Origin of the sequence: Sinosporangium album, from assembly GCF_900100605.1 — a bacterium.
Taxonomy (GTDB): domain Bacteria; phylum Actinomycetota; class Actinomycetes; order Streptosporangiales; family Streptosporangiaceae; genus Sinosporangium; species Sinosporangium album.
In genome coordinates this window covers 69,296-94,978 of the sequence record NZ_FNCN01000008.1, presented here as the reverse complement: position 1 = coordinate 94,978, position 25,683 = coordinate 69,296, and the positions used below count along the sequence as shown (strand labels likewise).

Sequence of the window (25,683 nt, the reverse complement as noted above, 5' to 3'; positions counted from 1 at the left end):
GAAGGCGCCCTGCTCAGCGCCGCCGACCTGGTGGGCAACCGCGCTGGCGACGACCCCGACAGTTCCGGCCGCTTCGGGGCGTTCGGCGGGCGATTCGTCCCCGAGGCCCTCGTGCCCGTGCTGGACGAGGTCGCCGTCGCCTATGAGAAGGCCAAGAGCGACCCGGAGTTCCTGCGCGAGTTCGACCACCTGCTGCGCACGTACGCCGGTCGGCCGACGACCCTGACCGATGTGCCGCGCTTCTCGGAGCACGCGGGCGGCGCCCGCATCATCCTCAAGCGTGAGGACCTCACCCACACCGGCGCGCACAAGATCAATAACGTGCTGGGGCAGGCCCTGCTCACCAAGCGCATGGGCAAGACCAGGGTCATCGCCGAGACCGGGGCGGGGCAGCACGGCGTGGCCACCGCCACGGCCTGCGCGCTGCTCGGCCTCGAATGCGTGATCTACATGGGCGAGGTCGACTGCGACCGCCAAGCGCTCAACGTGGCGCGCATGAAGCTGCTCGGCGCGAGCGTCGTGCCCGTCGCCACCGGCAGCCGCACGCTCAAGGACGCGATCAACGAGGCGTTCCGCGACTGGGTGGCGAGCGTCGACAGCACGTACTACCTGTTCGGCACCGTCGCGGGCCCGCACCCGTTCCCCGAGATCGTGCGCGATTTCGCGCGCATCATCGGGGTCGAGGCCCGCCGCCAGATCCTCGACCTCACCGGCCGCCTGCCCGACGCGGTGGCCGCCGCCGTCGGCGGAGGGTCCAACGCGATCGGCATCTTCCACGCGTTCATCGGCGACGAGGGCGTCGCGCTCCACGGTTACGAGGCCGGGGGCCACGGCCTGGAGAGCGGTCGGCACGCGCTGACCCTGACCCAGGGGTCGGTCGGCGTGCTGCACGGCTCCCGCACCTACGTGCTGCAGGACGACGAGGGCCAGACGATCGAGTCGCACTCCATCTCGGCGGGCCTCGACTATCCGGGCGTGGGCCCGGAGCACGCCTGGCTGAAGGACACCGGCCGGGCGAGCTACCACGGCATCACCGACACCGAGGCGATGGAGGCGTTCTCCCTCCTGTCGAGGGCAGAGGGCATCATCCCGGCGATCGAGTCGTCTCATGCCCTCGCGGGCGCGCTGAAGCTCGGCCGTGAGCTCGGCTCCGAGGCGACGATCCTCGTCAATCTCTCCGGTCGCGGTGACAAGGACATGGGCACCGCGATGAAATACTTCAACCTTTGATTCCAGGACCTGCGATGACGACACTTGCCACGGTGTTCGCCAAGGCCCGCGCGGAGAACCGCGCCGCCCTGGTCGGATATCTCCCGGCCGGGTTTCCCACCAAGGACGGCGCTGTCGCGGCCGCCACCGCCATGGTCGAGGCGGGCTGCGACGTGATCGAGATCGGCCTGCCCTACTCCGATCCGCTCATGGACGGCCCCACGATCCAGGCCGCGGTCCACCGCTCGCTGGTCAACGGCACGCGCATCGCAGATGTGATGCGCACCGTCGAGGGCGTCGCCGCCACCGGTGCCGCGACGCTGGTCATGACCTACTGGAATCCGATCTACGTCTACGGCGCGGACCGCTTCGCCCGTGAGCTCGCGAGCGCGGGAGGGGTCGGCACGATCACGCCCGACCTCATTCCCGAGGAGGCGGGCCCGTGGCGTGAGGCCTCCGCGGCGGCCGGGCTCGACACGGTCTTCCTCGTGGCGCCCAGCTCGCCCGACGAGCGCATCGCGGCCGTCGCCGAGTGCTGCACCGGCTTCGTCTACGCGGCGTCGTTCATGGGCATCACCGGGGCGCGGGAATCCATCGGTTCCGCGGCGGAGACACTGGTCAAGCGCACCCGTGAGCACACCTCGCTGCCCGTCTGCGTCGGCTTGGGCGTCGGCACGGGCACGCAGGCGGCCGAGGTGGCGGGTTATGCCGACGGCGTCATCGTCGGTTCGGCCTTCATCCGGCGCCTGCTCGACGCCCCCGACGAGGCCGCGGGCCTGGCGGGCGTGCGTGAGCTCGGCGCCGAGCTGGCGGCCGGCGCGCGGGGCCGCTGACCCGCGTTCGTTCACGTTTCTACGCGCGGCTCTCTGCGGGGCCGCGCGTTCGGCGTTTCCCGGTGGCTGTGCGTGACGGCGCGCAAGGTGGTGTCGGTCGCGCGGGCGTGGCGCCGTGCGCGAGGGGATGGGGTCGGTCGGCGGTGCCGTACGGCTGAAGCCTGCCCGCCAGAGGACCCGCACCGGTGCGGATATATGGTGATCTTCCAGGTCGGAGCCGAGCGTCGTGCCTGCTTATTCACGGCTTATCGCACTCATGGTGAGGTGTTACCGGGCTAGTGTGGCTGTTCCGTTGGGCGGGGCGCACTGGAAGACGGCGGGGTGCGCGGCACGGTCCCGAGCGGAACAACATCATGAGGACATGTGGAGGTGTCGGTGTCACCACCGTCGCTGAGAGTGAGATCTGCGATACCGTGGGTCACGGTCGCCGCGCGCCTGGGGCTCGCAGGAGTGATGATCGTGGCCGGTTGGCTGAAAATCGAAACACCTGCGTTGTCCGTGGAGGCGGTGAGGGCGTATGAGCTGCTGCCTGAGTCGCTCGCGACGGCCGTCGGCTACGGTCTCCCCATCCTGGAGATCGTTATCGGGGTGCTGCTGGTTGTCGGTCTTCTCACCCGCATTTCCGGGATCATTTCGGCGCTTCTCATGCTGGCCTTCGTCGTGGGCATCGCCTCCGCATGGGCCAGGGGTCTGCGCATCGATTGCGGATGCTTCGGCACAGGTGGGGCACTCGAGGCATGGGAAGAGCCCGACTATCTTGGAACTATCTTGCGAGACATCGGGCTCGTCATCCTCGGTGTCTGGATCGCTTGGTTCCCCCCGGGCAGGTTCGCGCTGGACTCGGCGCTTGGGCTGACCCCCTCGCGCGCCGACGGCGTCGAGGAAGAGAACGAAGAGGATGAGGAGAAGGTCTGATGGGCAAGGGTGCGCGCGATCACACAGCCCGGGAGCGCATCAAGGCGCAAAGAGAGGCCGAGCGCAAGCAGGAGCAGCGACGACGCGTGGCGACGATCGCCACTGTGGGAGTGGTCGCCTTGGCGGCGATCGGCGCCGGATGGTGGTATGCCGCGTCAAGGAGCGCTCCAGAGACGATCGCCCAGTCGCTCGCCCCGGTCACCGTGCAGGCCGACGGCACGGCCGTGATGGCCAAGCCGGGCGTCACCAAGCCCGTGGTCGACGTCTATGAGGACTTCCAGTGTCCGGCCTGCCGGCAGCTTGAGCTCACCACGGGGTCCACGCTGAAGAACCTCGCGGCCGAGGGCAAGGTCAAGGTGGTCTTCCACCCCATCACGATCTTCCCCGAGCAGCTCAACAACGGCATCACGAGGGGCAACTCGGTGCGCGCCGGAGCGGCGCTGCGCTGCGTCTCGGACGGCGGCCAGTGGCTCGCCCTCCACGACAAGCTCTTCAAGGAGCAGCCCTCCGAGGGGACCGAGGGCTTCAAGCTCCCCGACATCGTGGCGTGGGGCAAGGACGTCGGCGTGACCTCTCCCGACTTCGAGAGCTGCGTGACCTCGCAGAAGCACCTGCAGGCCCACCTCGACTACGGCGCCAAGGTCAAGATCGGCGCCACCCCCACGCTCAAGCTGGACGGCAAGGAGGTCGACAACCCGGTGGCCTTCGACCCCGCGGCCTTGCGCGAGCTCGTGACCAACGCCGGCAAGTAGTCCCGTCCGTCCCGGCCGCGCCGCGGCGCGGCCGGGAGGCCCTCGTCCCGCGGGGTCTCCCGGTGAGACGCGGCATGGCGGCGGCCCGGGCTCCCCGGCCTGGACGGGGGCTGCGCCCGCGGGGCGGTGGGAGCGGTGTATCGATTGAACTCGTGTGAACTCGTGAGTGGATGAGGTGTTTGTCCAGGTGGGACCAGCCGTGAGCGGGAAATCGACTTCAGGATGGGGTTGTCGCCCTGTTCTGAGGTCTCAGACTGGTTCCGGTGTTCGCGCGATGCGGTCATCGGGCCCCCGAGCCTGTACTCTCACCTGACATGCTGCTCGCCTCGATTCCCAGCCCCTCGGTTTCGGAGTGGAGTCTCGGACCACTCACCCTGCGGGCCTACGCGTTGTGCATCGTTCTCGGCGTCGTCGTCGCCGTGTGGATCAGCATGCGGCGTTGGCGTGCGCGCGGGGGCGACCCCGGCACCGTGGTCGACATCGCCGTCTGGGCCGTGGCGTTCGGTCTGATCGGCGGCCGTCTCTACCATGTGATCACCGACTGGCACCTCTATTTCGGCTCCGAGGCTCGCAATGAGCCGATCGACGCGCTGAAGATCTGGAACGGCGGCCTCGGCATCTGGGGCGCGATCGCGCTCGGCGGCGTCGGTGTGTGGATCGCGTGCCGCCGGAGGGGCATCGCGCTGTCGGCCATGGCCGACACGGTGGCCCCCGGGCTCGCGATCGGCCAGGCGATCGGCCGCTGGGGCAACTACTTCAACCAGGAGCTGTTCGGCGGCCCCACCGACCTGCCGTGGGGCATCGAGATCCGGCCGGGTCAGGCGGGCACGATCCCGGGCTTCGACGTCTACCACCCGACCTTCCTCTATGAGTCCCTCTGGAACCTCGCCCTCGCCGGCGTGCTCCTGTGGGTCGGCGGCCGGTTCAGCCTGCGCCACGGGCGTCTGTTCTCGCTCTACGTCGCGGGCTACACGCTGGGCCGGTTCTGGATCGAGGGCATGAGGTCCGACCCGACGAGTGAGATCCTCGGGCTGCGGCTCAACCAGTGGACGTCGATCGTGCTGTTCGTCGGCGCGCTGGCCTACTTCTGGTTCATGCGCAACAAGACGGGCGAGGAGGCCCTGGGCGTGGAGCTTCCCGGTTCGGGTGGCGACGGCGAGGTCGACGGTCACGGGGCCGAGCAGGTCGATGAGCCGGAGCTCGCGGACGCGGCCGAGCGCCAGGGGCAGTCGCCTGCGGCCGTCACGTCCTCCGCCGCTGCGTCCTCCACCGTCACGTCTTCCACCGCTGCGCCCTCGGGCGATGTGGCGTCCGGTGATGTGGCGTCCGGTGATGTGGCGTCCGGTGACGCGGTCACCAAGCACGAGGAAGACGGCGAGGCCGGAGCCGCCGACGACACCCGCACGCGATCGGATGCCGATGCGGTGGCCGGGGGCGAGAGCGCCAAGGGCGGGGTCAAGGACACCGCCGAAGGGCGCTGAACGGCGACCGTGACACCATGGTGGCGGTCGGTCAGGTGCGTCTCCCCTCGCGGATGAGGGTGTCCGGGGCCTTCCGGACCGGAGGGGAGGGGCGTTGATCCAGATCGGACCGGATGGGCATGCGCCCACGCACCGCCACCGGGATGTGACGGGGGGGTGGCTGCGGCCTGCGGTGTTCGGCGCGATGGACGGCCTGGTGTCGAACTTCGCGCTGATCGCCGGTGTGGCGGGCGGCACGTCCAACACCAGGATCGTCCTCCTGGCGGGGGCGGCCGGCCTGGCTGCCGGCGCGTTCTCGATGGCCGGAGGGGAATACGTGTCGGTCGCCAGCCAGCGGGAGCTCGCCCTGGCGGAGATCGCCGTCGAGCGCCGCGAGCTGAAGCACAACCCCGAGATCGAACTCGCCGAGTTGACGCAGCTCATCGAACGCAGCGGGGTCGACCCGAAGGTCGCGGCGGAGGTCGCGCGGCAGATCTCGCAAGACCCGGAGAAGGCCCTTGAAGTGCACTCCAGGGCGGAGCTCGGAGTGAGCCAACGCGATCTGCCGAGCCCGCTGACGGCCGCCGTCTCCTCGTTCCTGTCCTTCAGCCTCGGGGCGCTGCTTCCGCTTTTGCCCTACCTTTTGGGGATGCACGATCTACGGGGGTCCGCGGTGGTCTCGTGCCTGGCGTTGTTCGGCGCCGGTGTCCTGGTGTCGCGGGTGACGGCGCGGGGCTGGCTCTACTCCGGACTGCGCCAGCTCATGGTCGGGGTCGCGGCGGCGGTGCTGACCTTCGGCCTCGGCCATGTGATCGGATCGCTGTGACGACCCGGAAGCGCCGCTCGGCGGCGCCGTCGGCCGGGCCCACGCGGCCTCCCACGTCATCGAAGCGCCGCCGCACCCAGACCACGGAGTTCAACATCCAGTTCCTGGCGGACTGGGGGCTCACCCCAGGCCGGCAGAAGCTGGTCGCCATCGTGGTGGTGACCCTCGGGGTGCTGGCCGCCGCGGTGGCCCTCACAGGGGCGGTCGCGGCGCTGGGATCGGGGTTCGTGCCGACGCGGAGTTCGGCCGAGGTCGTGGTAGGGCAGCCGAGACCCGACCGCTACCAGGGGTGGGCGTCGCCGAAGCTGTTCGCTCCGATCGCCGACCGCAACGCCGACAGCGCCCCCCTCACCGTCAAGGAAGTGTTCCCCGCCAAGGTCATCAAGCACGGCAAGCAGGACCTCCGGCTCGTCAGCACGCGGCTGGACGGCGACTGCGCCTCGGCCATGTGGGGCGGAACCGTACTGGAGCAGTTGGCCGAGGCCGGATGCACCCAGGCCGTGCGCGGCCTCTACCTGAGCGCCGACCGGCGCTACATCGCGCAGTACACGCTGCTCAACGTGAAGGATCAGCAGTCGGCCGACGCGTTCGCCGACGCGATGAAGGTGCACCACCGGGCCGGGTGGATGCTGGCGCTGCCCTCCACGAGGGCCGTGTTCCCCACCGGCGGCCAGACCGAGGGCAGCGGCCACGCCATGGGCCACTACGTGGGGCTCCTCTGGCTGGCGCGCACCGACGGCGCCGAGTCCACGCCGAAGGACGACTTCGTCGGTCTCTCCCTCGCCGTGAGAACGGTGGAGAAGCCGGTCTACCGTCGTGTCGTGGCCGTGACCGGCACGGACGCCGGCTGACCGGCGCCGACGCGGACTGATCGGCACCGATGTCGGCTTACCGGCACAGATCCGCTTGCCGTCGGTCTTTGGCACGTGGCACGTGTCCGGGTGGTGCAGATTCGGGTGGATCAGCACTGGTCGGGTGGGGTGGCACGATGTCTGGTCCGGGTGGTGTGGTGGGGTTGCTCGGTGCCGGGGCGTGTGGGCAGGGGCTACCGTAAGGTGCCATGCTCAGCCGTACGTCGATCATCGTCCTTGCCGCAGTCGCGGCACTTGTAGCGATCGGGGGAGTGACGCTCTGGTGGCTGTGGGGCGGTGACGGCCCCCGCCCGGCGCATTACCGGGCGGAGTCCTCGACGGGGCTTTACAAGCCGATCGAGACGCGTGCCGCGGACGCCGAGCCGCTGTCGTTGATCGAGGTGTTCGGTCAGGGGACCGATCGGCTGTCCGTGGCGGGGGAGGCGGGCCTCGCCCGCACGGCGCTGGTGAGGGGCGAGACCGCGGTTGTCGACGACTGCGCCGACGTCGTCTGGGGGTCCGCGGTGGGCGACGCCCTGGAGTCATGCTCGCAAGTGGTCAAGGCGCTCTACGCCGGTGAGGACGGCAGGAGCGCGGGCCAGTTCCTGATCTTCAACATGGCGTCGTCCGCGGGGGCGGACACCTTGGTGAAGGCGCTGCGCGACCAGGGGTTCGTCCTCCGGGAGGCGGCGTTCGACGCCTCCCGGAGCTGGGCTCAGGCCCGCGCGCTCGGCCATTACGTCACCGTGAGCTGGATCGGTCCCGTGGGGGAGGGGACCGGCCGCGTCGACCTCACCGGGGAGCTCGTGGCTCTCGACGGGCTCGGCGCGGTGGTGCGGGAGAGGGTCGTCTCCGCGGGCTGAGGGAGCTCGGGCCGCCGTACGGCTCCGCTCAGGCGGGGTCCATGGCAGCGTCCATGGCAGCGTCCATGGCAGCGTCCATGGCAGCGTCCATGGCAGGGGCCGGGGCGGGGTCCGTGGAGGGGGCCGGGGCGTTGGCCGCCAGCGTCGCCGTGATCGCGCCGGGCAGCTCGCGCAGCCGGTGCAGGGGGAGCTCCAGCACCGTGGCCTCCGCCGACCAGGGGGCCGCCGCGGCGATGAGGCCGCGGGCCTGGTTCTTGGTGAGCGAGCCCCGCGCCTTGATCAGGGACTCGCGCCACGTGTTGGCCAGGCGGCTGTGGGCGCTGTCCAGCACCCGCCTCACGAGGCGGGCGGCGTCGCCGGTCGGGGCCGGGACCCGTGTCGCCGTCAGGTGGCGGCCGTCGGCGGCCAGCTCGTAGACGGGCGCCAGCACCGCCTGGAGCGCGTCGAGATCGCGCACCGGCTCGTGGAGGAGGGCGTCGACGCGGTGGGCCCGTGTGGCGAGCAGCATCCGGGGAAGCGCGCCTTCAAGCCCGAGGGGTACGGCTATCGCCACCCGTTCGGGGTCGGTCGCGTGGGGTTTGGCGAGCCAGGTGGGGAGTTTGACGCGTGGGACGCCGGGGAGGGCGGCGCGCGGCCAGTCGCCCACGAGGAGCTGCGGGTCGGCCGAGGTGAGGAGCGGGCCGGCGTCGGCGGGGAGGGTGGGGGCGGCGGCCTCGACGGACTGGGGGCCCTGGGTGTAGATGGCGGTGCCGTACTTGTCGGCGCGGGCGGCGACGGCGGGCCAGGTCTTGGTGGTGGGCCGCAGGACGTAGAGATCGGCGGCCGAACCGATGGCCTCCGCGCCGTGGTAGCGGTTGAAGTCGGGATACATCGCCTCGTAGGCGAGGTTGAGGTTGGCCAGTGAGGTCTGCACCTTGAGGGCGAGCGCCGGGGTGCGCTCGCTGGCGCCGTACGCGAGCAGCACCCGGCCCTGCTCCCTGTCCCGCAGCCCCGACAGGGCGCGGGCGACGAACAGCCCGACGCCCTCGGGGGTGTACGGAGGGTCGGTGACGGCCAGGTCGGCGTGCTCGCGCAGCGATGCGGGCAGGCCCAGCCGCAGGTCGGCCCAGCGGGTGCGCACCGCCACTCCGAGGCGGTCGGCCTCGGCGGCGATGTAGGCGAGGATGCGCTCGTCGATGTCGGCGACGCTCACCTCGACGCCGGGGTGGATCAACGCGACGGCCAGTGAGGTCAGGTCGTGGTCGCCGACGCAGAGCACGCGGGTGCCGGCCAGCCGGAAGCGCGCGCCGAGCAGCAGCGCACGCCGTACGACCGTGTCGGCGGTGGCCGCGACGTGGTCGAGGACGTGGCGGCCCCGGGGGGCTCGCGCGATCAGGTCGGCCAGTTCGGCCACGACGCCGTGGTGGCGGGGCAGCAGGTGTCCGACGGGGTCGGCCGGGTCGAAGGCCGCCACGGCATCGATGTCCTGCGATTTCACGCTGTCGGGGGCGCGCAGGCGGAAGCGGTCACGGGCGCGGTCGCGTTCGAGTTCCAGCTCGCGCAGCAGAGCCTCGATCGTGCGGCGTGACGTCGCCGTCTCGCGCACCAGGTCGGCCAAGGTCCACCAGCCCCCTTCGCGCAGCAGCGCGAGCGCCTGAACCAGTCGGCGCCCGTCGACACCGACCTGCGCGATCAGTGCGTCCACACCGCTGTTGTGGTCGCTCGAAGCGCCGCCCGTGGTCGGGTGCGTGGTCATGAAATCCCCTTGAAAGTGGAAAACCCCCGGCGTTTTGGGTCCCGGGAGGAAGTACGGCGCGCCGCCGTACGCTTAACGTACTGCGCGGCGGGCGAATCCACGGCGTCGTGCGTGTGACCCGCGGCGCGCGTGCTCGCCGTGGGACCGGCGGCGGGGCGCCCCGCGGCGCCGGCCTGGCGGCCGGACGGATGCGGGAAGATCTCGATGGGTGATGAGGTTGTATTCGGGGAAGGGACATCGAGCGCCGATCACAATTGAGGCGTTGAGATGCCCCGATGTTCGTGATAGGGCCCGCGCGGGCACTATTCCGGCGAGGTGAGGTAACCTCTACACACCTGCAGCAGGGCCAACGTCGTCCCTCATGCCTCCATCAGAAGCTGACGAAGACGACGGGAGGGATTCAATGCCTGCTGCCCGCTCAGGGATCCCCGAGCCGCAGGGCCTTTACCACCCTTCACATGAACATGACGCATGCGGCGTGGCCATGGTGGCCGATGTCCACGGCCGACGCAGTCATGACATCGTGCGCAAGGCCCTGACCGCGCTGACCAATCTCGATCACCGGGGTGCCAAGGGTAGCGAGCCGGACACTGGCGACGGAGCCGGAATCCTTACGCAGATCCCCGATGCCCTCTTCCGCGAGGTCGTGGACTTCGCACTGCCCGGCCCCGGCGCCTATGCCGCGGGGACCGCTTTCCTGCCCGCCGACGGGCAGGCCCGCGAGATCGCGGTGCGCATGATCGAGGAGATCGCCGCCGAGGAGGGGCTGACCGTCCTCGGGTGGCGTGACGTGCCGATCGACCCCGCCTACGCCGGACCCAGCGCCCGCGCGGTCATGCCGTTCTTCGCGCAGATCTTCGTGTCGTCGCCGAACGGCGAGACCGGCCTCGCGCTCGACCGGCCGGCCTTCTGCCTGCGCAAGCGCGCCGAGCACGAGGTGGACGTCTACTTCCCTTCGCTGTCGTCGCGGACCGTGGTCTACAAGGGCATGCTGACGACTCCGCAGCTGGAGCCGTTCTTCCCGGACCTTTCCGACGAGCGTTACGCCACTGCCATCTCCCTGGTGCACTCGCGTTTCTCGACCAACACCTTCCCGAGCTGGCCGCTCGCGCACCCGTACCGCTATGTCGCGCACAACGGCGAGATCAACACCGTCAAGGGCAACCGCAACTGGATGCGGGCCCGCGAGGCGATGCTGGCTTCCGACCTGATCCCGGGTGATCTGCGGAGGCTTTTCCCGATCTGCGACCCCGACGGCTCCGACACCGCGTCGCTGGACGAGACGCTGGAGCTGCTGCACCTCGGCGGGCGCAGCCTGCCGCACGCGGTGCTGATGATGGTCCCGGAGGCGTGGGAGAACCACACCGAGATGGACCCCGCCCGCCGGGCCTTCTACGAGTTCCACTCGACGCTGATGGAGGCGTGGGACGGCCCCGCCTCGATCACTTTCTCCGACGGAACGCTGGTCGGGGCGCTGCTCGACCGCAACGGCCTGCGTCCGGGCCGCTTCTACGTCACCGACGACGGCCTGGTGGTGCTGGCGTCCGAGGCCGGTGTGCTGGACATCCCGCAGCACAAGGTCGTCCGCAAGGGCCGCCTCCAGCCGGGCCGGATGTTCCTGGTGGACACCGCCCAGGGCAAGATCATCGAGGATGGCGAGATCAAGGCCGAGCTCGCGGCGGCGCAGCCGTACGCGGGATGGCTGCACGCGGGCCTGGTGCGCTTCGAGGAGCTGCCCTCCCGCTCGCGCGAGATCCCGACGCACGAGGCGCTGGTCAGGCGGCAGCAGACCTTCGGCTACACCGAGGAGGAGCTGCGGGTCATCCTGGCGCCGATGGCCAAGACCGGCTATGAGCCGATCGGTTCGATGGGCACCGACACGCCCGTGGCGGTGCTGAGTGAGCGCCCGCGCCTGCTGTTCGACTACTTCAGCCAGCTCTTCGCGCAGGTCACGAACCCGCCGCTGGACGCGATCCGCGAGGAGCTCGTCACCTCGCTCCAGTCCACGATCGGGCCCGAGCGCAACCTGCTCGACCCGGGGGCCGCGTCCTGCCGCAGGCTGGTCCTGCCCTACCCGGTGATCGACAACGACGAGCTCGCGAAGATCATCCACATCAACGACGAGGGCGCGCTGCCGGGCTTCCAGCCGTACGTCGTCTCGGGCCTGTACGACATCGCCGGCGGTGGCGAGGCCCTGACCGCCCGCCTTGAGGCGATCTGCACGGAAGTGAGCGAGGCCATCAAGGGTGGCGCCCGCACCATCGTGCTGTCGGACCGCGGCTCCTCGGCCGAGAGCGCGCCGATCCCGTCGCTCATGCTGACCGGCGCGGTGCACCACCACCTCATCCGCGAGAAGTCCCGCACGCGCGTGGGCCTGGTCGTCGAGACCGGCGAGGCGCGCGAGTGCCACCACATGGCGCTGCTCATCGGCTACGGGGCCTCGGCCGTCAACCCCTACCTCGCGATCGAGACGGTCGAGGACATGATCGCCACCGGCGAGCTGAGCCTCGACCCGCGCAAGGCCGTACGCAACCTCATCAAGGCGTACGGCAAGGGCGTGCTCAAGGTCATGTCCAAGATCGGCGTGTCGACCGTCGCGTCCTACACCGGCGCGCAGATCTTCGAGGCCCTCGGCCTCGGCCAGGAGGTCGTGGACGCCTGCTTCACCGGCACCACCTCGCGCCTGGGCGGCGTCGGCTTCGACGTGCTCTCCCGCGAGACCGCCGAACGGCACCGCCGCGCCTATCCCAGGGCCGAGAACGCCCACCGCCGCCTGGAAGTGGGCGGGGAGTACCAGTGGCGGCGCGAGGGCGAGCCGCACCTGTTCAACCCCGAGACGGTGTTCCGCCTCCAGCACTCGACCCGGACCGGCCGCTACGAGATCTTCAAGGAGTACACCACCCTGGTGGACTCCCAGGCCGAGAAGCTGATGACGCTGCGCGGCCTGTTCAAGTTCCGGGAGGGCGCCCGCCCGCCGGTCCCGATCGAGGAGGTGGAGCCGGTCTCGGAGATCGTGAAGCGGTTCTCCACCGGAGCCATGTCCTACGGCTCCATTTCGAGGGAGGCCCACGAGACCCTCGCGATCGCGATGAACCGGCTCGGCGCCAAGTCCAACACGGGCGAGGGCGGCGAGGACCCCGACCGGCTGTACGACCCGGTGCGCCGCAGCGCCATCAAGCAGGTGGCGAGCGGCCGGTTCGGCGTGACCAGCGAATACCTGGTCAACGCAGACGACGTGCAGATCAAGATGGCCCAGGGGGCCAAGCCCGGCGAAGGCGGGCAGCTCCCCGGCAACAAGGTCTACCCGTGGATCGCCAAGACCCGGCACTCCACGCCCGGCGTCGGCCTCATCTCGCCGCCGCCGCACCACGACATCTACTCCATCGAGGACCTGGCCCAGCTCATCCACGACCTCAAGAACGCGAACCCGGCCGCCCGGGTGCACGTCAAGCTGGTCGCCGAAGTGGGCGTGGGCACCGTCGCCGCGGGCGTGTCCAAGGCGCACGCCGACGTGGTGCTGATCTCCGGCCACGACGGCGGCACCGGGGCCTCGCCGCTGACCTCGGTCAAGCACGCGGGAGCGCCCTGGGAGCTCGGCCTGGCCGAAACCCAGCAGACGCTGCTGCTCAACGGCCTGCGCGACCGCATCGTCGTGCAGGTCGACGGCCAGCTCAAGACCGGCCGCGACGTGGTCATCGCCGCGCTCCTCGGCGCCGAGGAGTACGGCTTCGCCACCGCGCCCCTGGTCGTGTCCGGCTGCGTGCTCATGCGCGTCTGCCACCTCGACACCTGCCCGGTGGGCGTGGCGACGCAGAACCCCGAGCTGCGCAAGCGGTTCTCCGGCAAGCCCGAATTCGTGGTCAACTTCTTCGAGTTCATCGCCGAGGAGGTGCGCGAGTACCTCGCGGCGCTCGGCTTCCGCAGCCTCGACGAGGCCGTCGGCCACGCCGAACTGCTCGACACCGAGCGGGCCGAAGGCCACTGGAAGGCCGCCGGGCTCGACCTGTCGCCGATCCTGCACATGCCGGAGCTGCCGGCGGGCACCCCGCTGCACCAGGTCGTCACCCAGGACCACGGCCTGGCCCACGCTCTCGACAACACGCTGATCCAGCTCGCCGAAGGCGCGCTGGAGTACGGCTCCCCGGTCAAGCTGGAGCTGCCCATCCGCAACGTCAACCGCACGGTCGGCACCATGCTCGGCCACGAGGTGACCAAGCGGTACGGCGGAGCCGGCCTGCCCGCCAACACCATCGACGTGGCCTTCACCGGCTCGGCCGGCAACTCCTTCGGCGCCTTCGTGCCGAAGGGCGTCACGCTGCGCCTGACCGGCGACGCCAACGACTACCTCGGCAAGGGCCTGTCCGGCGGGCGGATCACCGTCCGCCCGCCCGCCGACGCGGCCTTCGCCGCCGAGACTCAGGTGATCGCCGGCAACGTCGGCCTGTACGGCGCGACCTCCGGCGAGGTGTTCCTCCGGGGCATCGTCGGAGAGCGCTTCTGCGTGCGCAACTCCGGCGCGACCGCCGTCGTCGAAGGCGTCGGCGACCACGGCTGCGAGTACATGACCGGTGGCAGGGCCGTCGTCCTGGGACCGACGGGCCGCAACTTCGCCGCGGGCATGTCGGGTGGGGTCGCCTACGTGCTCGACCTGGTGCCCGAGCGGGTCAACCGGGAGATGGTCGAGCTGGAGGAGCCGACCGGGGAGGACGCGGACTTCCTGCGGGAGGTCGTGGAGGCCCACTTCACCGAGACCGGCTCGGCCGTCGCGTCGGCGCTGCTGGCCGACTGGGACGCCGCGCTTACGCGCTTCGCAAAGATCATGCCCAGGGACTTCAAGCGGGTGCTGGCCGCGCGGGCCGCCGCCGAGGCCGAGGGCCGCGACATCGACGAGGCCGTCATGGCCGCCGCACAGGGATAGGGGGTTTCACACGATGGCCGACCCGAAGGGTTTCCTGACTCACGAGCGCGAGCTGCCGGCCCGCCGTCCCGTCGACGTGCGCATCCGCGACTGGCGTGAGGTCTACACCGACTTTCCCGAGCAGTCGCTGACCAAGCAGGCGTCCCGCTGCATGGACTGCGGCATCCCGTTCTGCCACAACGGCTGCCCGCTCGGCAACCTCATCCCCGAGTGGAACGACCTCGTCTACAAGGAGGACTGGCGCGCGGCGATCGAACGTCTCCACGCGACCAACAACTTCCCCGAGTTCACCGGCCGGCTGTGCCCCGCGCCGTGCGAGGCGGCCTGCGTGCTCGGCATCAACGCCGACCCGGTCGCGATCAAGCGGGTCGAGGTCGAGATCATCGACCGGGCCTTCGACGAGGGCTGGGTCGTGCCTCAGCCCGCTCGGGTGAAGACCGGCAAGAAGGTCGCGGTCGTGGGCTCGGGGCCGGCGGGTCTCGCCGCGGCCCAGCAGCTCACCCGGGCCGGGCACGACGTGGTCGTCTTCGAGCGGGCCGACCGCATCGGCGGGCTGCTGCGCTACGGCATCCCCGAGTTCAAGATGGAGAAGCGCCACATCGAGCGGCGTCTCGACCAGATGCGGGCCGAGGGCACCGAGTTCCGCGCCGGTGTCGAGGTCGGCGTCGACATCACGGCCGAGCGCCTGCGGGCCGACTACGACGCGGTCGTCCTGGCCGGGGGAGCGACGGCCTGGCGCGAGCTCAACGTCCCGGGGCGGGAGCTCAAGGGCGTCCACCAGGCGATGGAATACCTTCCGGCCGCCAACAAGGTGCAGGAGGGCGACTACGCCGTCTCGCCGATCGACGCGGCGGGCAAGCACGTCGTCGTCATCGGCGGCGGCGACACCGGCGCCGACTGCATCGGCACCGCCATCCGGCAGGGCGCGGCCTCGGTCACCCAGCTGGAGATCATGCCGCAGCCGCCGGCCACCAGACCGGGCGCCCAGCCGTGGCCGACGTTCCCCATCCTGTTCAAGATGGAGAGCGCCCACGAGGAGCTCACCGACGGTGGCGGAGACCGCGTCTACGCGGTGTCCACCGTCGAGTTCGTCGGCGACGCCGACGGTAGCGTGCGTGCGCTGAAGCTGGTCGAGGTGGAGGGCCCCAAGGCGGGGTTCAGGCCGATCCCCGGCACCGAGCGGGAGATCCCGGCCGACCTGGTGACGCTGTCGTTGGGCTTCGTCGGCCCGGAAAAGCCAGGGCTGCTCACCTCGCTGGCGGCCTTTGCCCCCGACGCGGAGGCGTTCTTCGACGCCCGGGGCAACGTCGTCCGGGACAAGTCGTATATGTCCTCCGTCGACGGCGTCTTCGTCGCCGGTGACATCGGCCGAGGGCAGTCGCTCATCGTCTGGGCGATCGCCGAGGGCCGGTCCGCCGCCGCCGCGATCGACCGCTACCTCACCGGCGCCACCGCCCTGCCGGTGGCCATCCCGCCCACGGCCAGGCCCCTGGTCTGACGGCCTGAACCACCCACCCTGTACGGCGGAGCCGCCCATCCGGCGGCTCCGCCGTACAGGCGTGTCCGCGTGGGGCCGCGGCGGGGAGGTCGGGCGTCGGGCGGGGCGCGGGAGGGGCTTCCCGGGTTTTGGTAGATCTTGTTGGGATTTAGTGGCCTGATACGCATGCGGGTTGACGTGTGGATTCGCCGTGCTGGGCGGGTTTCTGGGGGAGCCGCTGGCGAGCTCGGGATACGTCACTATGTGATCGGAAAAATCACACTAAAGATGGAATGACTTGTGTTTGACGTTGCATGACTGAAGGATGCTGACTCCAAGGTCATCTGGAGGTTCGATGCGGCGTGGGACGAGGGCAGCGCTGGGCACTGCCGTGGCGGTGGTGGTCGCGGGGGCGCTGACGGCGGGCGTTGTCACCGTCACGGCCCAAACCCCCGGCGGGCCGGCGGCAGCGGGAGCCGGAGCCGGAGCGGCCAAGGACTACCTGGTCTTCCACACGCCGAACGGGCGCGACGCTGCCACCAGGGCCATCGAGGCGCAGGGGGCCGCGGTGGTGTCCGCGGACGCGAGGCTCGGCTACGTCATCGCGCGAAGCTCCGGGGGCCAGGCGGCCTTCGCCGAGAGGCTCGGCCGCGAACCCGCCGTGGTGGGCGTGTCCGGCGACCGCGCCATCGGGTACGCGACGGCCGCGCGTGCCGGTGCCGTACGGGCCGGGGCGGCTCCCGCCGTACCCCGGGAGGCGGCACCCGCGAAGGCGGCGCGGGCGGGCGACGAGCCGCTGGCGGGCAGGCAATGGGACATGAAGATGATCGGCGCGACCCCGAAGGGGTCGTATGCCGCCGCGCCCGGCAGCGGCAAGGTCCTCGTCGGCGTGATCGACACCGGGATCGACGGCAAGCACCCCGACATCGCCCCCAACTTCAACCGCGAACTGAGCCGCAACTTCGTCACCGACCGGCCGAAGGACCCGAACGGGGAGGTCCTCGACGGGCCGTGCGAGTACAAGGGCTGCAAGGACCCCGCCGATGTGGACGACGACGGGCACGGCACGCACGTCGCCAGCACCATCGCCTCACCGCGCAACGGCATCGGCGTCGCCGGGGTCGCGCCGGGAGCGCAGCTCGTCAACCTGCGCGCCGGGCAGGACTCCGGACTGTTCTTCCTCAAGCCCAGCCTCGACGCCCTCGCCTACGCGGCCGACAACGGCATCGACGTGGTCAACATGAGCTACTACGTCGACCCGTGGCTGTTCAACTGCACCGCGAACCCGGCCGACTCCAAGGCCGAGCAGCTTGAGCAGCGGGCGATCGTGACCGGTATGCAGCGGGCCTTGGACTACGCCCGCTCCAAGGGCGTGACCTTGATCGCGGCGCTCGGCAACGGCGCGACCGACCTCGGCAAGCCCAAGACGGACCTCACGAGCCCGGACTATCCGCTCAACACCGAGCGGGCCCGGAAGATCGACAACTCCTGCCTCAACGTGCCGGTCGAGTCCAAGGGCGTCATCTCGGTCGCCGCCGTCGGGGCCACCAAGGAGAAGGCGCAGTACTCCGACTACGGGACCGAACAGACCGACCTGGCGGCCCCCGGCGGCGACGCCGACGTCAAGGGGCGCTTGAGGGGCGAGCGCGGCATGATCCTCGCCGCGGCCCCCGAGCACGTGCTCAGGGCGCGCAAGCTGATCGACGCCAAGGGCAAGCCCAAGGACGGCAGCGTCGTGCGGGACTGCACCGGCGGCACCTGCTCCTACTACCAGTACCTCCAGGGCACGTCCATGGCGGCCCCCCACGCCACCGGGGTCGCCGCCATCCTGATCGACCGCTTCGGCGAGGCGAGCGGTGACGGCGTCACCTTGGACCCGGCGAAGACCGAGCGCCTGCTCAACGCCAGCTCGACGCCGCGCCCCTGCCCCTCGCCGCGCCGCCACGTTTACTCGTCGGCGGGTGAGAAGGTGGCGCAGGTCTGCGAGGGCGGCAAGAGCAAGAACGGCTTCTACGGCAGGGGCATCGTGAACGCGCAGCGGGCCGCGGTCATCGACCCCTGACATCGCTCCCGGCGGGGTTTATCGTCGAACCATGGGATACCGCCTCGTGGCCGAGTCGGCGATGGTGGCCCACTTCCTGTTCCTGGGCTACCTCGCCCTCGGCGGCTTCCTCGCCTGGCGGTGGCCGAGGACCATCTGGGCCCATGGCGCCGTCGTCTCGTGGGGACTTCTCTCGCTCGCGATCGGGATGGAGTGCCCGCTCACGCTCGTGGAGAACTGGGGGAGGCGCGGCGCGGGGGAGGCGCCGCTGCCGCCCAGCGGGTTCATCGACCATTACATCCGGGGCGTCCTCTATCCTGAGCAGTACGAGTCCCTGGCGCAGCTGGCCGTCGCGGCCCTGGTCGCGGCCTCATGGTGGGGGTTCGCGGTGCGCCGCCGGGCGCGACTTCGCAAAGCAAGGTCCGCCGCAGCAGGACGTAAGGGGACACGTCCGGCCGGTGTCCGTCCCGTTGGGTCGGGTTCTGGTCAAAGGTAAGCCGGTCCCTCTTAAGGCGGACTTCACCGAGATTTCATGACCAACTCTGGTCATCACCCCGACCAAGTGGTCTGTACCAATTAAGGTGGGACCGTGACTCGTCGTGCGAAGATCGTCTGTACCCTTGGCCCAGCCACCTCATCCCCCGAGCGCATCCGGGAGCTCATCTCGGCCGGCATGGACGTGGCCCGCTTCAACCTCAGCCATGGCAGCCACGAGCTGCACCTTGAGGTATACGAGCGTGTGAGGGAGGCGGCGGCCGAACTCGGCCGCGGTGTAGGCGTGCTCGCCGACCTGCAAGGGCCCAAGATCCGGGTCGGCAAGTTCGCGGAGGGGCCGGTCAGGCTCGCCTTCGGAGACGTGTTCAGCGTCACCACCGAAGAGGTCCCGGGCGACCGCGAACAGGTGTCCACGACATACAAGGGCCTCGCCAAGGATGTGCGCCCCGGCGACACGATCCTTGTCGACGACGGCCGCGTCGTGCTTGAAGTGACCCGCATCGACGGCCCGCGCGTCACCACCCGCGTCGTGATCGGCGGCATGATCTCCGACAACAAGGGGCTCAACCTGCCCGGTGTCAACGTCACCGCCCCCGCCCTCACCGACAAGGACGAGGCCGACCTGCGCTGGGCGCTGCGCACCGGATTCGACATGATCGCGCTGTCGTTCGTGCGGCGGCCGTCCGACGCCGACGTGGTGCGCAACATCATGGAGCAGGAGGCCGTGCGCCTCCCGCTGCTCGCCAAGATCGAGAAGCCGCAGGCGGTCGAGCGCCTCCCCGAGATCGTCGAGGCGTTCGACGGCATCATGGTGGCCCGCGGCGACCTCGGCGTCGAGCTGCCGCTCGAAGAGGTGCCGATCGTGCAGAAGCGCGCCATCGAGCTGTGCCGGGAGAAGGCCCGCCCGGTCATCGTCGCCACGCAGATGCTCGACTCGATGATGAGCGCGCCGCGGCCCACCCGCGCCGAGGCCTCCGACGTCGCCAACGCCGTCATGGACGGCGCCGACGCCGTGATGCTCTCCGGCGAGACCTCGGTCGGGAACTACCCGATCGAGTCCGTCGCCACCATGGACCGCATCGCCTGCGCCGCCGAACGCGCCTCCCTCACCGCCACCCACACCCTCGAACGCATGCCGGAGACCACCGGCGGCGCCATCGCCAGGGCCGCCGCCGAGGTCGGCGCCATCGTCGGAGCCAAGGCCCTCGTCGCCTTCACCATGTCCGGTGAGACCGCCCGCCGCCTCGCGCGCTACCGCTCGTCGATCCCGCTGCTCGCCTTCACCTCCGCCCCCCACGTCCGCGGCCAGCTCTCCCTCACGTGGGGCGTTGAGACCTTCAAGGTGCCGTTCGTCCACCACACCGATGACATGGTCCGCCAGGTCGAGTCCGCCCTGCTCGCCATCGGCCGCTGCGAGAAGGGCGACAAGGTCGTCATCGTCGCCGGCTCGCCCCCCGGCAGCCCCGGCTCCACCAACGCCCTGCGCATCCACACCATCGGCTCCGCCGTCTCCCACCCCAACTAGACCGCCCCGCCGCAGGCCACCGCCCCCGTGGGCGGTGGCCGCGCTCATATGGACACCTATTGTGGTAACTTTCCAATATGGCTGTCATCGGGATCCGAGAACTCACTCATCACACCTCCCGCGTCATCGCCAGGGTTCGGGCCGGGGAGACTATCGAAGTCACCGATCGGGGCACTCCGGTTCTCACGCTTGTTCCTCACGCCCAACCCGCGGGTTTGCGGGCGGAACTCATCGCATCGGGAAGACTCACCCCTGCGGCGACTCCCGGTCGTCTGCCCGATCCCATAGAGATCGAGGGCATTCCGGCCGAGGTTAGTCTCGCCGACGAGTTGATCGCGTCGCGCGACGACGAGGAGCGTTGGTGATTTACCTTGACTCGTGTGCGTTGATCAAGCTGCTACGAGTCGAGCCTGAGACGCGAGCGTTGCGCCTGTGGCTGGCGGAGCGATCGGAGGCCGGACTGGTCACCAGTGCGCTCTCCCGGGTCGAGGTGCTGAGGACGTTGCACCGGCATCTGCCGCACGTCGATGCCCTCACGCGGGCTGCCGTCAATCGATTGTTCGCGGCTGTCGACGTCTACGACATCACAGAGGAGATCCTCGATCGAGCAGCGGCCTATCCCCACCCCCATTTGCGGACACTCGACGCCATGCACTTGGCGACCGCTGAGGAACTGCGCAGCGAACTGATCGCCGTGGTTACCTACGACAAACGTCTCATCGACGTGGCCACAGAGGCCGGCCTCACCGTCTCCCACCCCAACTAGACCGCCCCGCCGCAGGCCACCGCCCCCGTGGGCGGTGGCCGTTTTCGGGGTCAGAACTCGTCGGCGGTGAAGGGGGCGAGGGGGGTGTGGAGGGCGGCGTCGAGGCGGCGGGCGGCGCCGGGGGTGTGCTCGGTGACGAGGCCGGCTCGGACCAGGGTGGACACGGGGGTGTCGCCGAGGTACGCGGCGGCGAGGTCGCGCACGTGGAGCGACAGGTCGGCGCGGTCGTCCGTACGGCCGCAGCCTGCGTGGCCGCCGGCGGCGACGGTGAGGCGGAAGCGGCCGTGGTTGGCGGGCAGCCGCTCGTCGGCGATGTCGAGCACGAGGTCGACCGGCGCGGCGTAGCCGCGCCCCGACAGGGCGGCGGGCACGTCGGACAGGCGCAGCCACAGGGCGGGCCAGCGCTTCTTGACCGTCACGACGTCGCCGTCGGCGACGAGCAGCGGCAGCAGGTCGTCGACGGGCCTGGCGAGGCTCCCGACGCGCCACGTGAGGCCGATGGACGCCAGGTAGCGCCACAGCGCCGCCTCGACCTGCGCCGAGTCGGCCTCCAGTTCGACGACGTAGACCAGGGCCGGGGCGTCCGACGCGGTATCCTCGCCCTTCGTGCGGTAGACCGCGTAGCCGGAGTCGCCCGCCACCACGACACGCGGCGCCCCGAGGCCGTCGTCGTTGGGATCCTCGTCGGGCAGGACGGCTCTCTCCCACCATTCGGTGTCGCGGGCGAACTGCCCCGCCCTGCGGGCCATCGCGCGCTCGTAGAGCGGCGCCAGCACCTTGTGCGCCCCGTCCGGCGGCACCAGCCGCAGCGGCACCTCGGCCGGCTCGACGCGGAGCTCAAGCGGCCTGTCGCCGTCCAGGTCGACGTGGAGCGCGTGGGTCGCCGCGGCGAAGCCGTGCCGCCCGTAGATCCTGGCCTTCGACACGTAGAGCGCCGCCAGCGGCTCGGCGCGGTCGGCCCACATGCGGTCGAGTATCGCCGTCAACACCCCGCGCCGGGTGTGCGTGGGCAGGACGCAGACGTAGGTCACGCCCAGGCACGGCAGGGTCGCCCCACCTGGTATGGAGATGTGCATCGGCAGCGCGGCCAGAAAGCCGATGAGCCTGCCGTCCTCGTAGGCCCCGATGCGGTGAGCGCGACGGAACAACCAGTCGGTCGAGTCACGGTCGTCCTCCTTGGTGCGCTCATGGAAGGCGATGTCGTTGAGCTCGTAGACCTGGTCGAAGTCTGATTCTGGTACGTCGCGCACGATGAACATGGGCCCTCACGTTAGCCAGACCTAAGTCGACGCGACCAACGCTTTTCCCGCCGTCGACCAGCGCTAAGGAGACCTCTGGCCGAGACGACGGCGACAGGCGGGCCGTGCGGCGAGGCGCGCCCCCCGGGCGGTCGCCGTACGTTCCCGGGGGCCGCGGCCACTACCCTGTCCGCATTCCAAGGGAGGCGAATCATGAGTACAGCACCCCCGCCGCCCGGCCGCCCGGTGGCGATCGTCACAGGCGGCAGCCGGGGCATCGGACGCAGCATCGTCGAACGGCTGTGCCGCGACGGCTACGCCGTCCTGTTCACCCATTCCGCGTCCGACGCCGAGGCGGCGCAGGTCGAGCGCGACGGCCGCGCCGAGGGCCACCACCTGTGGGCGGAGCGTCTCGACGTCACCGATGCCGACGCGCCGCAGCGCCTGTTCGACCTCGCCGAGGCGCGCGGCCGGGTGACGGCCCTGGTGAACAACGCCGGCGTCACCGGACCCCTCGGGCCGTTCACGGAGTTGAGCGACGGCGACCTGCGACGCGTCGTGGAGGTCAATCTGACGGCGCCGATCCGCCTGTGCCGCGAAGCCGCCCGGCGCTGGGCGCACGGCGCGGCCGTGACGCCCCGCGCCATCGTGAACATCTCGTCGGGCGCGGCCCGCACCGGGTCGCCCCACGAGTACGTCGCCTACGCGGCGACCAAGGCGGCCGTCGAAACCCTCAGTGTGGGCCTCGCCAAGGAGTTCGCCTCGGCGGGCATCTACGTCAACGCGGTCTCGCCGGGGTTCACCGACACCACTATCCACGCCCGCGCCGGCGAACCGGGCCGAGCCCACCGCCTGTCGGCCGCGATCCCTCTACGCCGCCCGGCGGACCCGGCCGAGATCGCCGCCGCCGTCGCCTGGCTGCTCTCTCCCGAGGCCTCCTACGTGACCGGCACCGTCCTCAACGTGGCGGGCGGCCTGTGATCGCCCCGCCGGCCCTTCCCGGGCCCGCACCCGGGCCTGCCCGGGTGCGGGTCGTGCAGGCGAAGGGAACGCGGCACGGCAACGTATCCGTGAGGCCCCGGGTGAGGCTGCCCTGATCTGGGCTGAGATCTGGGCCGAAAATGCGAACAAGGCCCGAACCGAGACCTACCGGTCAAGGCTCGAACCTTGTGTGCTGGTGCCCCGGGTGGGACTCGAACCCACACTGTACGGGTTTTGAATCCGCTCCCTCATGCCAATTGGGGTACCGGGGCCAGTGTTGCGTGTGAGGAAAAGATCGCACGCGGGGGTGCCGGAGGTGGAAGCCGACCGGCCCCCCGCACCAGCATGGTCCCAATGTAGCGGACATCGGTACCCTCTTGCTCGTGAGTACGCAGCGGCGAGTGGTGATCGCGGAAGACGAGGCTCTCATCCGCCTCGACCTCAAGGAGATGCTTGAGGAGGACGGCTATGTCGTCGTCGGGGAGGCGGGTGACGGCGAGAGCGCCGTCAGACTCGCTTTCGAGTTGCTCCCCGACCTGGTGATCCTCGATGTGAAGATGCCCGTGCTCGACGGGATCTCGGCTGCCGAGCGCATCGTGTCCGAACGGATCGCCCCATGTTTGATCTTGACCGCGTTCTCGCAGCGCGATCTCGTCGAACGCGCCAGAGACGCCGGTGCGATGGCCTACCTGGTGAAACCCTTCACCAAGTCCGACCTCGTCCCGGCGATCGAGATGGCGGTCAGCCGGCATGAGGAGATCGCGGCGCTGGAGAAGGAGGTCACGACCCTCTCGGAGCGCCTGGAGACCAGGAAGCTGGTCGAGCGGGCCAAGGGGCTGCTCATGGCGCAGCACGGCTGGAGTGAGCCGCAGGCGTTCCGTTGGATTCAGAAGGCGTCGATGGATCGCCGCATGAGCATGCGGCAGGTGGCCCAGATCGTCGTGGGGGAGGCCGGGGCCTCCGGCGGCACGCGGCCCCCGGGCCCGACCGGTTCGGAACCGTCCGGCGCGAACGGCCCCGCCAAGGACGGCTCTGAGCAGAACGGCCCCGCCAAGGAGGGCCGGCCTTAGGAGGGCCAGGGCGGCTGAGTGTTCTCGGCCCGGCCGCGTGGGCGGCCGGGCCGCGTCATGCGGAAGCCTCCCGCATGGCGGCACCTCGCGGCCCGTGGAGTCGCACGCCCATGAAAGACCAGATTTCTGGGCATTATTCGCGTGGCTTCTGGGTATGAAAGTGGCTTTTGAGGTGATTTTCATATGGAGAGTAACAGCAGTACCAGCTGTGCTCCCCATCGGGATGTCTGCCGGAGATTGTTCGACCGTCCGAAACGCCCGGAAGTAGAGGACTGATTACGACTCCGCATCCAAGTGTCCTCAGTTCTGACGCATATCTAGATGCTTGGGTCCTCGTTTTATACGTTTCGACCATTCGATCGGGACGCGGTCGGCCGTGCCGACGGTGTACCGGCCTGGATGAAGGAGACGCTTCATGATCCGCATAGCCCCCCTTGGGCGGGCGCTGGCCGCAGCGGCGGCTGCGAGCCTCGCCCTGACGGCCTGCAGTGGAACCAACGAGGATACGGCCGCCACACCCACAGCGTCGCAGCCGGCCACCCAGCCGGCGACCGCTGCCAAGGGCGACGGCACCCTGACCATCGGCACGCTCCTTCCCCGCACAGGCGACCTCGCCTACCTCGGCCCGCCCGAGTTCGCCGGAGTGGACGTGGCCATCGAGGAGATCAACGCTGCGGGTGGCGTCCTCGGCAAGCCCGTGACCAAGATCCATAGCGACTCCGGTGACACCAAGACGGACATCGCCTCCCAGTCCGTGGACACCCTGATCCAGCAGAAGGCCGACGCCATCATCGGCGCCGCCGCCTCAGGCGTCTCCAAGAACGTCATCGACAAGATCGTCGGTGCCGGTGTGGTCCAGTTCTCCCCGGCCAACACCTCGCCGGAGTTCACCACGTACAACGACAACGGGCTGTACTTCCGTACCGCTCCGTCGGACGTGCTGCAGGGCCGCGTGCACGGAGACCTGATCATCCAGGACGGCAGCGAGTCCGTCGCCATCCTCAACCGCCAGGACTCGTACGGCACCGGCCTGGCAGCCGAGGTCAAGAAGTCCGTCGAGGGCGGCGGCGGCGAGGTCGTCGCCGAGGTGGCCTACGACCCGAGCGCCCCCGACTTCGCCAGCGAGGTCAGCAAGATCAAGGCGGCCAAGCCCAAGGCCATCTCCCTCATCGGCTTCGAAGAGACCAAGAAGATCATTCCTGAGCTCCGGAAGCAGGGCGTCGGCCCCGACAAGGTCAAGATCTACTTTGTGGACGGCAACCTCGCCGACTACTCCAAGGACTTCCCGAAGGGCACCCTGGTCGGTGTCAAGGGCACTCAGCCCGGCGCCGCCACCAAGGACGAGTTCAAGGAGAAGCTCCTCAAGATCGACTCCAAGCTCAAGGACTTCAACTACGCACCCGAATCCTACGACGCGGCCATCCTGATCGCCCTCGCCGCGGAGGCGGCCAAGGACGACTCCGGCGCCGGCATCGCGAGCAAGCTCGCCGAGGTCAGCAAGGGCGGTGAGAAGTGCACCGACTTCAAGCAGTGCGCCGAACTGCTCAAGGCCGGCAAGGACATCGACTTCGACGGCGTGTCCGGCCCCGTCGAGTTCGACGACAAGGGTGACCCCTCCGAGGCCACCATCGGCGTCTACGAGTACGGCCAGGACAACAAGGCCAAGGTCGTGAACCACCTCGCGGGCAAGGTCTCCGGCTGACCCAGGACCTCTCCTCAGGCGAGAGG

The 25,683-nt window shown here is 70.0% G+C and carries 19 protein-coding genes, 1 tRNA gene and 1 pseudogene; 18 read left to right on the top strand and 3 right to left on the bottom strand.

Annotated elements, in window-relative coordinates:
* The first annotated feature begins 27 nt into the window (after nucleotides 1-27).
* The 8 genes from trpB (at nucleotide 28) to BLQ73_RS10340 (ending at nucleotide 7,709) form a co-directional block, all read left to right on the top strand.
* Nucleotides 28-1,230 carry a tryptophan synthase subunit beta gene (trpB, locus tag BLQ73_RS10375; RefSeq protein WP_245690994.1) on the top strand — a complete coding sequence of 401 codons (1,203 nt, stop codon included), beginning with the start codon at nucleotides 28-30 and terminating at the stop codon, nucleotides 1,228-1,230.
* A 14-nt stretch (nucleotides 1,231-1,244) separates the two neighbouring features.
* Complete coding sequence (trpA, locus tag BLQ73_RS10370; RefSeq protein ID WP_093170183.1) at nucleotides 1,245-2,042, top strand: tryptophan synthase subunit alpha; 798 nt, start codon at nucleotides 1,245-1,247, stop codon at nucleotides 2,040-2,042.
* A 363-nt stretch (nucleotides 2,043-2,405) separates the two neighbouring features.
* Nucleotides 2,406-2,957: a DoxX family protein gene (locus BLQ73_RS10365; RefSeq protein WP_245690967.1), complete on the top strand. Its 552-nt coding sequence runs from the start codon at nucleotides 2,406-2,408 to the stop codon at nucleotides 2,955-2,957.
* On the top strand, nucleotides 2,957-3,709 hold the full coding sequence (locus BLQ73_RS10360) for a DsbA family protein (RefSeq protein ID WP_093170181.1): 753 nt from the start codon (nucleotides 2,957-2,959) through the stop codon (nucleotides 3,707-3,709). Before BLQ73_RS10365 ends, BLQ73_RS10360 begins: the two co-directional genes overlap by 1 nt.
* 314 nt (nucleotides 3,710-4,023) lie before the next feature.
* Nucleotides 4,024-5,190 carry a prolipoprotein diacylglyceryl transferase gene (gene lgt, locus BLQ73_RS10355; RefSeq protein WP_093170180.1) on the top strand — a complete coding sequence of 389 codons (1,167 nt, stop codon included), beginning with the start codon at nucleotides 4,024-4,026 and terminating at the stop codon, nucleotides 5,188-5,190.
* Nucleotides 5,191-5,284: 94 nt separating this feature from the next.
* Nucleotides 5,285-5,995, top strand: a complete 711-nt coding sequence (locus BLQ73_RS10350) for a VIT1/CCC1 transporter family protein (RefSeq protein WP_245690966.1) — start codon at nucleotides 5,285-5,287, stop codon at nucleotides 5,993-5,995.
* Nucleotides 5,992-6,846 (top strand): hypothetical protein, encoded by an 855-nt coding sequence (locus BLQ73_RS10345; RefSeq protein WP_093170179.1) that lies wholly within the window; start codon nucleotides 5,992-5,994, stop codon nucleotides 6,844-6,846. Before BLQ73_RS10350 ends, BLQ73_RS10345 begins: the two co-directional genes overlap by 4 nt.
* A 209-nt stretch (nucleotides 6,847-7,055) precedes the next feature.
* Entirely contained in the window at nucleotides 7,056-7,709 is a 654-nt protein-coding gene (locus tag BLQ73_RS10340; RefSeq protein ID WP_093170178.1) for a hypothetical protein, read from the top strand.
* A gap of 28 nt (nucleotides 7,710-7,737) precedes the next feature.
* On the opposite strand, the gene BLQ73_RS34565 is transcribed toward BLQ73_RS10340, so the two are convergent.
* Nucleotides 7,738-9,444: a bis-aminopropyl spermidine synthase family protein gene (locus BLQ73_RS34565; protein WP_093170177.1), complete on the bottom strand. Its 1,707-nt coding sequence runs from the start codon at nucleotides 9,442-9,444 to the stop codon at nucleotides 7,738-7,740.
* Nucleotides 9,445-9,847: 403 nt separating this feature from the next.
* Here BLQ73_RS34565 and gltB point away from each other — a divergent pair, with 403 nt between their 5' ends.
* The 7 genes from gltB (at nucleotide 9,848) to BLQ73_RS10300 (ending at nucleotide 20,666) form a co-directional block, all read left to right on the top strand.
* Nucleotides 9,848-14,362: a glutamate synthase large subunit gene (gene gltB, locus BLQ73_RS10330; protein WP_093170176.1), complete on the top strand. Its 4,515-nt coding sequence runs from the start codon at nucleotides 9,848-9,850 to the stop codon at nucleotides 14,360-14,362.
* Between the two features lie 13 nt (nucleotides 14,363-14,375).
* Nucleotides 14,376-15,860: a glutamate synthase subunit beta gene (locus BLQ73_RS10325; protein ID WP_093170175.1), complete on the top strand. Its 1,485-nt coding sequence runs from the start codon at nucleotides 14,376-14,378 to the stop codon at nucleotides 15,858-15,860.
* A gap of 334 nt (nucleotides 15,861-16,194) precedes the next feature.
* Nucleotides 16,195-17,901, top strand: coding sequence for a S8 family peptidase (locus BLQ73_RS10320; protein WP_093170174.1), 1,707 nt, complete (start codon nucleotides 16,195-16,197; stop codon nucleotides 17,899-17,901).
* Nucleotides 17,902-17,932: 31 nt separating this feature from the next.
* A complete protein-coding gene (locus BLQ73_RS10315) occupies nucleotides 17,933-18,376 on the top strand; it encodes a DUF2784 domain-containing protein (RefSeq protein WP_093170173.1) in 444 nt (147 codons plus the stop codon).
* A gap of 93 nt (nucleotides 18,377-18,469) precedes the next feature.
* A complete protein-coding gene (pyk, locus tag BLQ73_RS10310) occupies nucleotides 18,470-19,900 on the top strand; it encodes a pyruvate kinase (protein ID WP_093170172.1) in 1,431 nt (476 codons plus the stop codon).
* 77 nt (nucleotides 19,901-19,977) lie between these two features.
* Complete coding sequence (locus tag BLQ73_RS10305) at nucleotides 19,978-20,265, top strand: type II toxin-antitoxin system Phd/YefM family antitoxin (protein ID WP_093170171.1); 288 nt, start codon at nucleotides 19,978-19,980, stop codon at nucleotides 20,263-20,265.
* Nucleotides 20,262-20,666: a type II toxin-antitoxin system VapC family toxin gene (locus tag BLQ73_RS10300; RefSeq protein ID WP_093170170.1), complete on the top strand. Its 405-nt coding sequence runs from the start codon at nucleotides 20,262-20,264 to the stop codon at nucleotides 20,664-20,666. The genes BLQ73_RS10305 and BLQ73_RS10300 overlap by 4 nt, the downstream gene beginning before the upstream one ends.
* A 50-nt stretch (nucleotides 20,667-20,716) precedes the next feature.
* On the opposite strand, the gene BLQ73_RS10295 is transcribed toward BLQ73_RS10300, so the two are convergent.
* Nucleotides 20,717-21,925 (bottom strand): GNAT family N-acetyltransferase, encoded by a 1,209-nt coding sequence (locus tag BLQ73_RS10295; protein WP_176955360.1) that lies wholly within the window; start codon nucleotides 21,923-21,925, stop codon nucleotides 20,717-20,719.
* Between the two features lie 192 nt (nucleotides 21,926-22,117).
* Between BLQ73_RS10295 and BLQ73_RS10290 the strand changes: the two genes are divergently transcribed.
* Entirely contained in the window at nucleotides 22,118-22,885 is a 768-nt protein-coding gene (locus tag BLQ73_RS10290; protein WP_093170169.1) for an SDR family NAD(P)-dependent oxidoreductase, read from the top strand.
* A gap of 194 nt (nucleotides 22,886-23,079) precedes the next feature.
* Here BLQ73_RS10290 and BLQ73_RS10285 read toward each other — a convergent pair.
* Nucleotides 23,080-23,157 (bottom strand) — tRNA-Leu (locus BLQ73_RS10285).
* A gap of 129 nt (nucleotides 23,158-23,286) precedes the next feature.
* Here BLQ73_RS10285 and BLQ73_RS10280 point away from each other — a divergent pair.
* Together BLQ73_RS10280 and BLQ73_RS10275 are read left to right on the top strand one after the other, a co-directional pair.
* Nucleotides 23,287-23,829 (top strand): annotated as a pseudogene (locus BLQ73_RS10280) (ANTAR domain-containing response regulator); the annotation flags it as partial.
* 541 nt (nucleotides 23,830-24,370) lie between these two features.
* The gene (locus tag BLQ73_RS10275) at nucleotides 24,371-25,657 is read left to right on the top strand and encodes an ABC transporter substrate-binding protein (RefSeq protein ID WP_093170168.1); all 1,287 of its coding nucleotides are present in this window, start codon (nucleotides 24,371-24,373) and stop codon (nucleotides 25,655-25,657) included.
* The last annotated feature ends 26 nt before the right edge of the window (nucleotides 25,658-25,683 follow it).

Bases quoted from the DNA above. Each gene is read 5' to 3' on its own strand.
- trpA (WP_093170183.1), top strand. From the start codon at position 1,245: ATGACGACACTTGCCACGGTGTTCGCCAAGGCCCGCGCGGAGAACCGC.
- BLQ73_RS10360 (WP_093170181.1), top strand. From the start codon at position 2,957: ATGGGCAAGGGTGCGCGCGATCACACAGCCCGGGAGCGCATCAAGGCG.
- lgt (WP_093170180.1), top strand. From the start codon at position 4,024: ATGCTGCTCGCCTCGATTCCCAGCCCCTCGGTTTCGGAGTGGAGTCTC.
- BLQ73_RS10340 (WP_093170178.1), top strand. From the start codon at position 7,056: ATGCTCAGCCGTACGTCGATCATCGTCCTTGCCGCAGTCGCGGCACTT.
- BLQ73_RS34565 (WP_093170177.1), bottom strand. From the start codon at position 9,444: ATGACCACGCACCCGACCACGGGCGGCGCTTCGAGCGACCACAACAGC.
- gltB (WP_093170176.1), top strand. From the start codon at position 9,848: ATGCCTGCTGCCCGCTCAGGGATCCCCGAGCCGCAGGGCCTTTACCAC.
- BLQ73_RS10325 (WP_093170175.1), top strand. From the start codon at position 14,376: ATGGCCGACCCGAAGGGTTTCCTGACTCACGAGCGCGAGCTGCCGGCC.
- BLQ73_RS10320 (WP_093170174.1), top strand. From the start codon at position 16,195: ATGCGGCGTGGGACGAGGGCAGCGCTGGGCACTGCCGTGGCGGTGGTG.
- BLQ73_RS10315 (WP_093170173.1), top strand. From the start codon at position 17,933: ATGGGATACCGCCTCGTGGCCGAGTCGGCGATGGTGGCCCACTTCCTG.
- BLQ73_RS10305 (WP_093170171.1), top strand. From the start codon at position 19,978: ATGGCTGTCATCGGGATCCGAGAACTCACTCATCACACCTCCCGCGTC.
- BLQ73_RS10295 (WP_176955360.1), bottom strand. From the start codon at position 21,925: ATGTTCATCGTGCGCGACGTACCAGAATCAGACTTCGACCAGGTCTAC.
- BLQ73_RS10290 (WP_093170169.1), top strand. From the start codon at position 22,118: ATGAGTACAGCACCCCCGCCGCCCGGCCGCCCGGTGGCGATCGTCACA.
- BLQ73_RS10275 (WP_093170168.1), top strand. From the start codon at position 24,371: ATGATCCGCATAGCCCCCCTTGGGCGGGCGCTGGCCGCAGCGGCGGCT.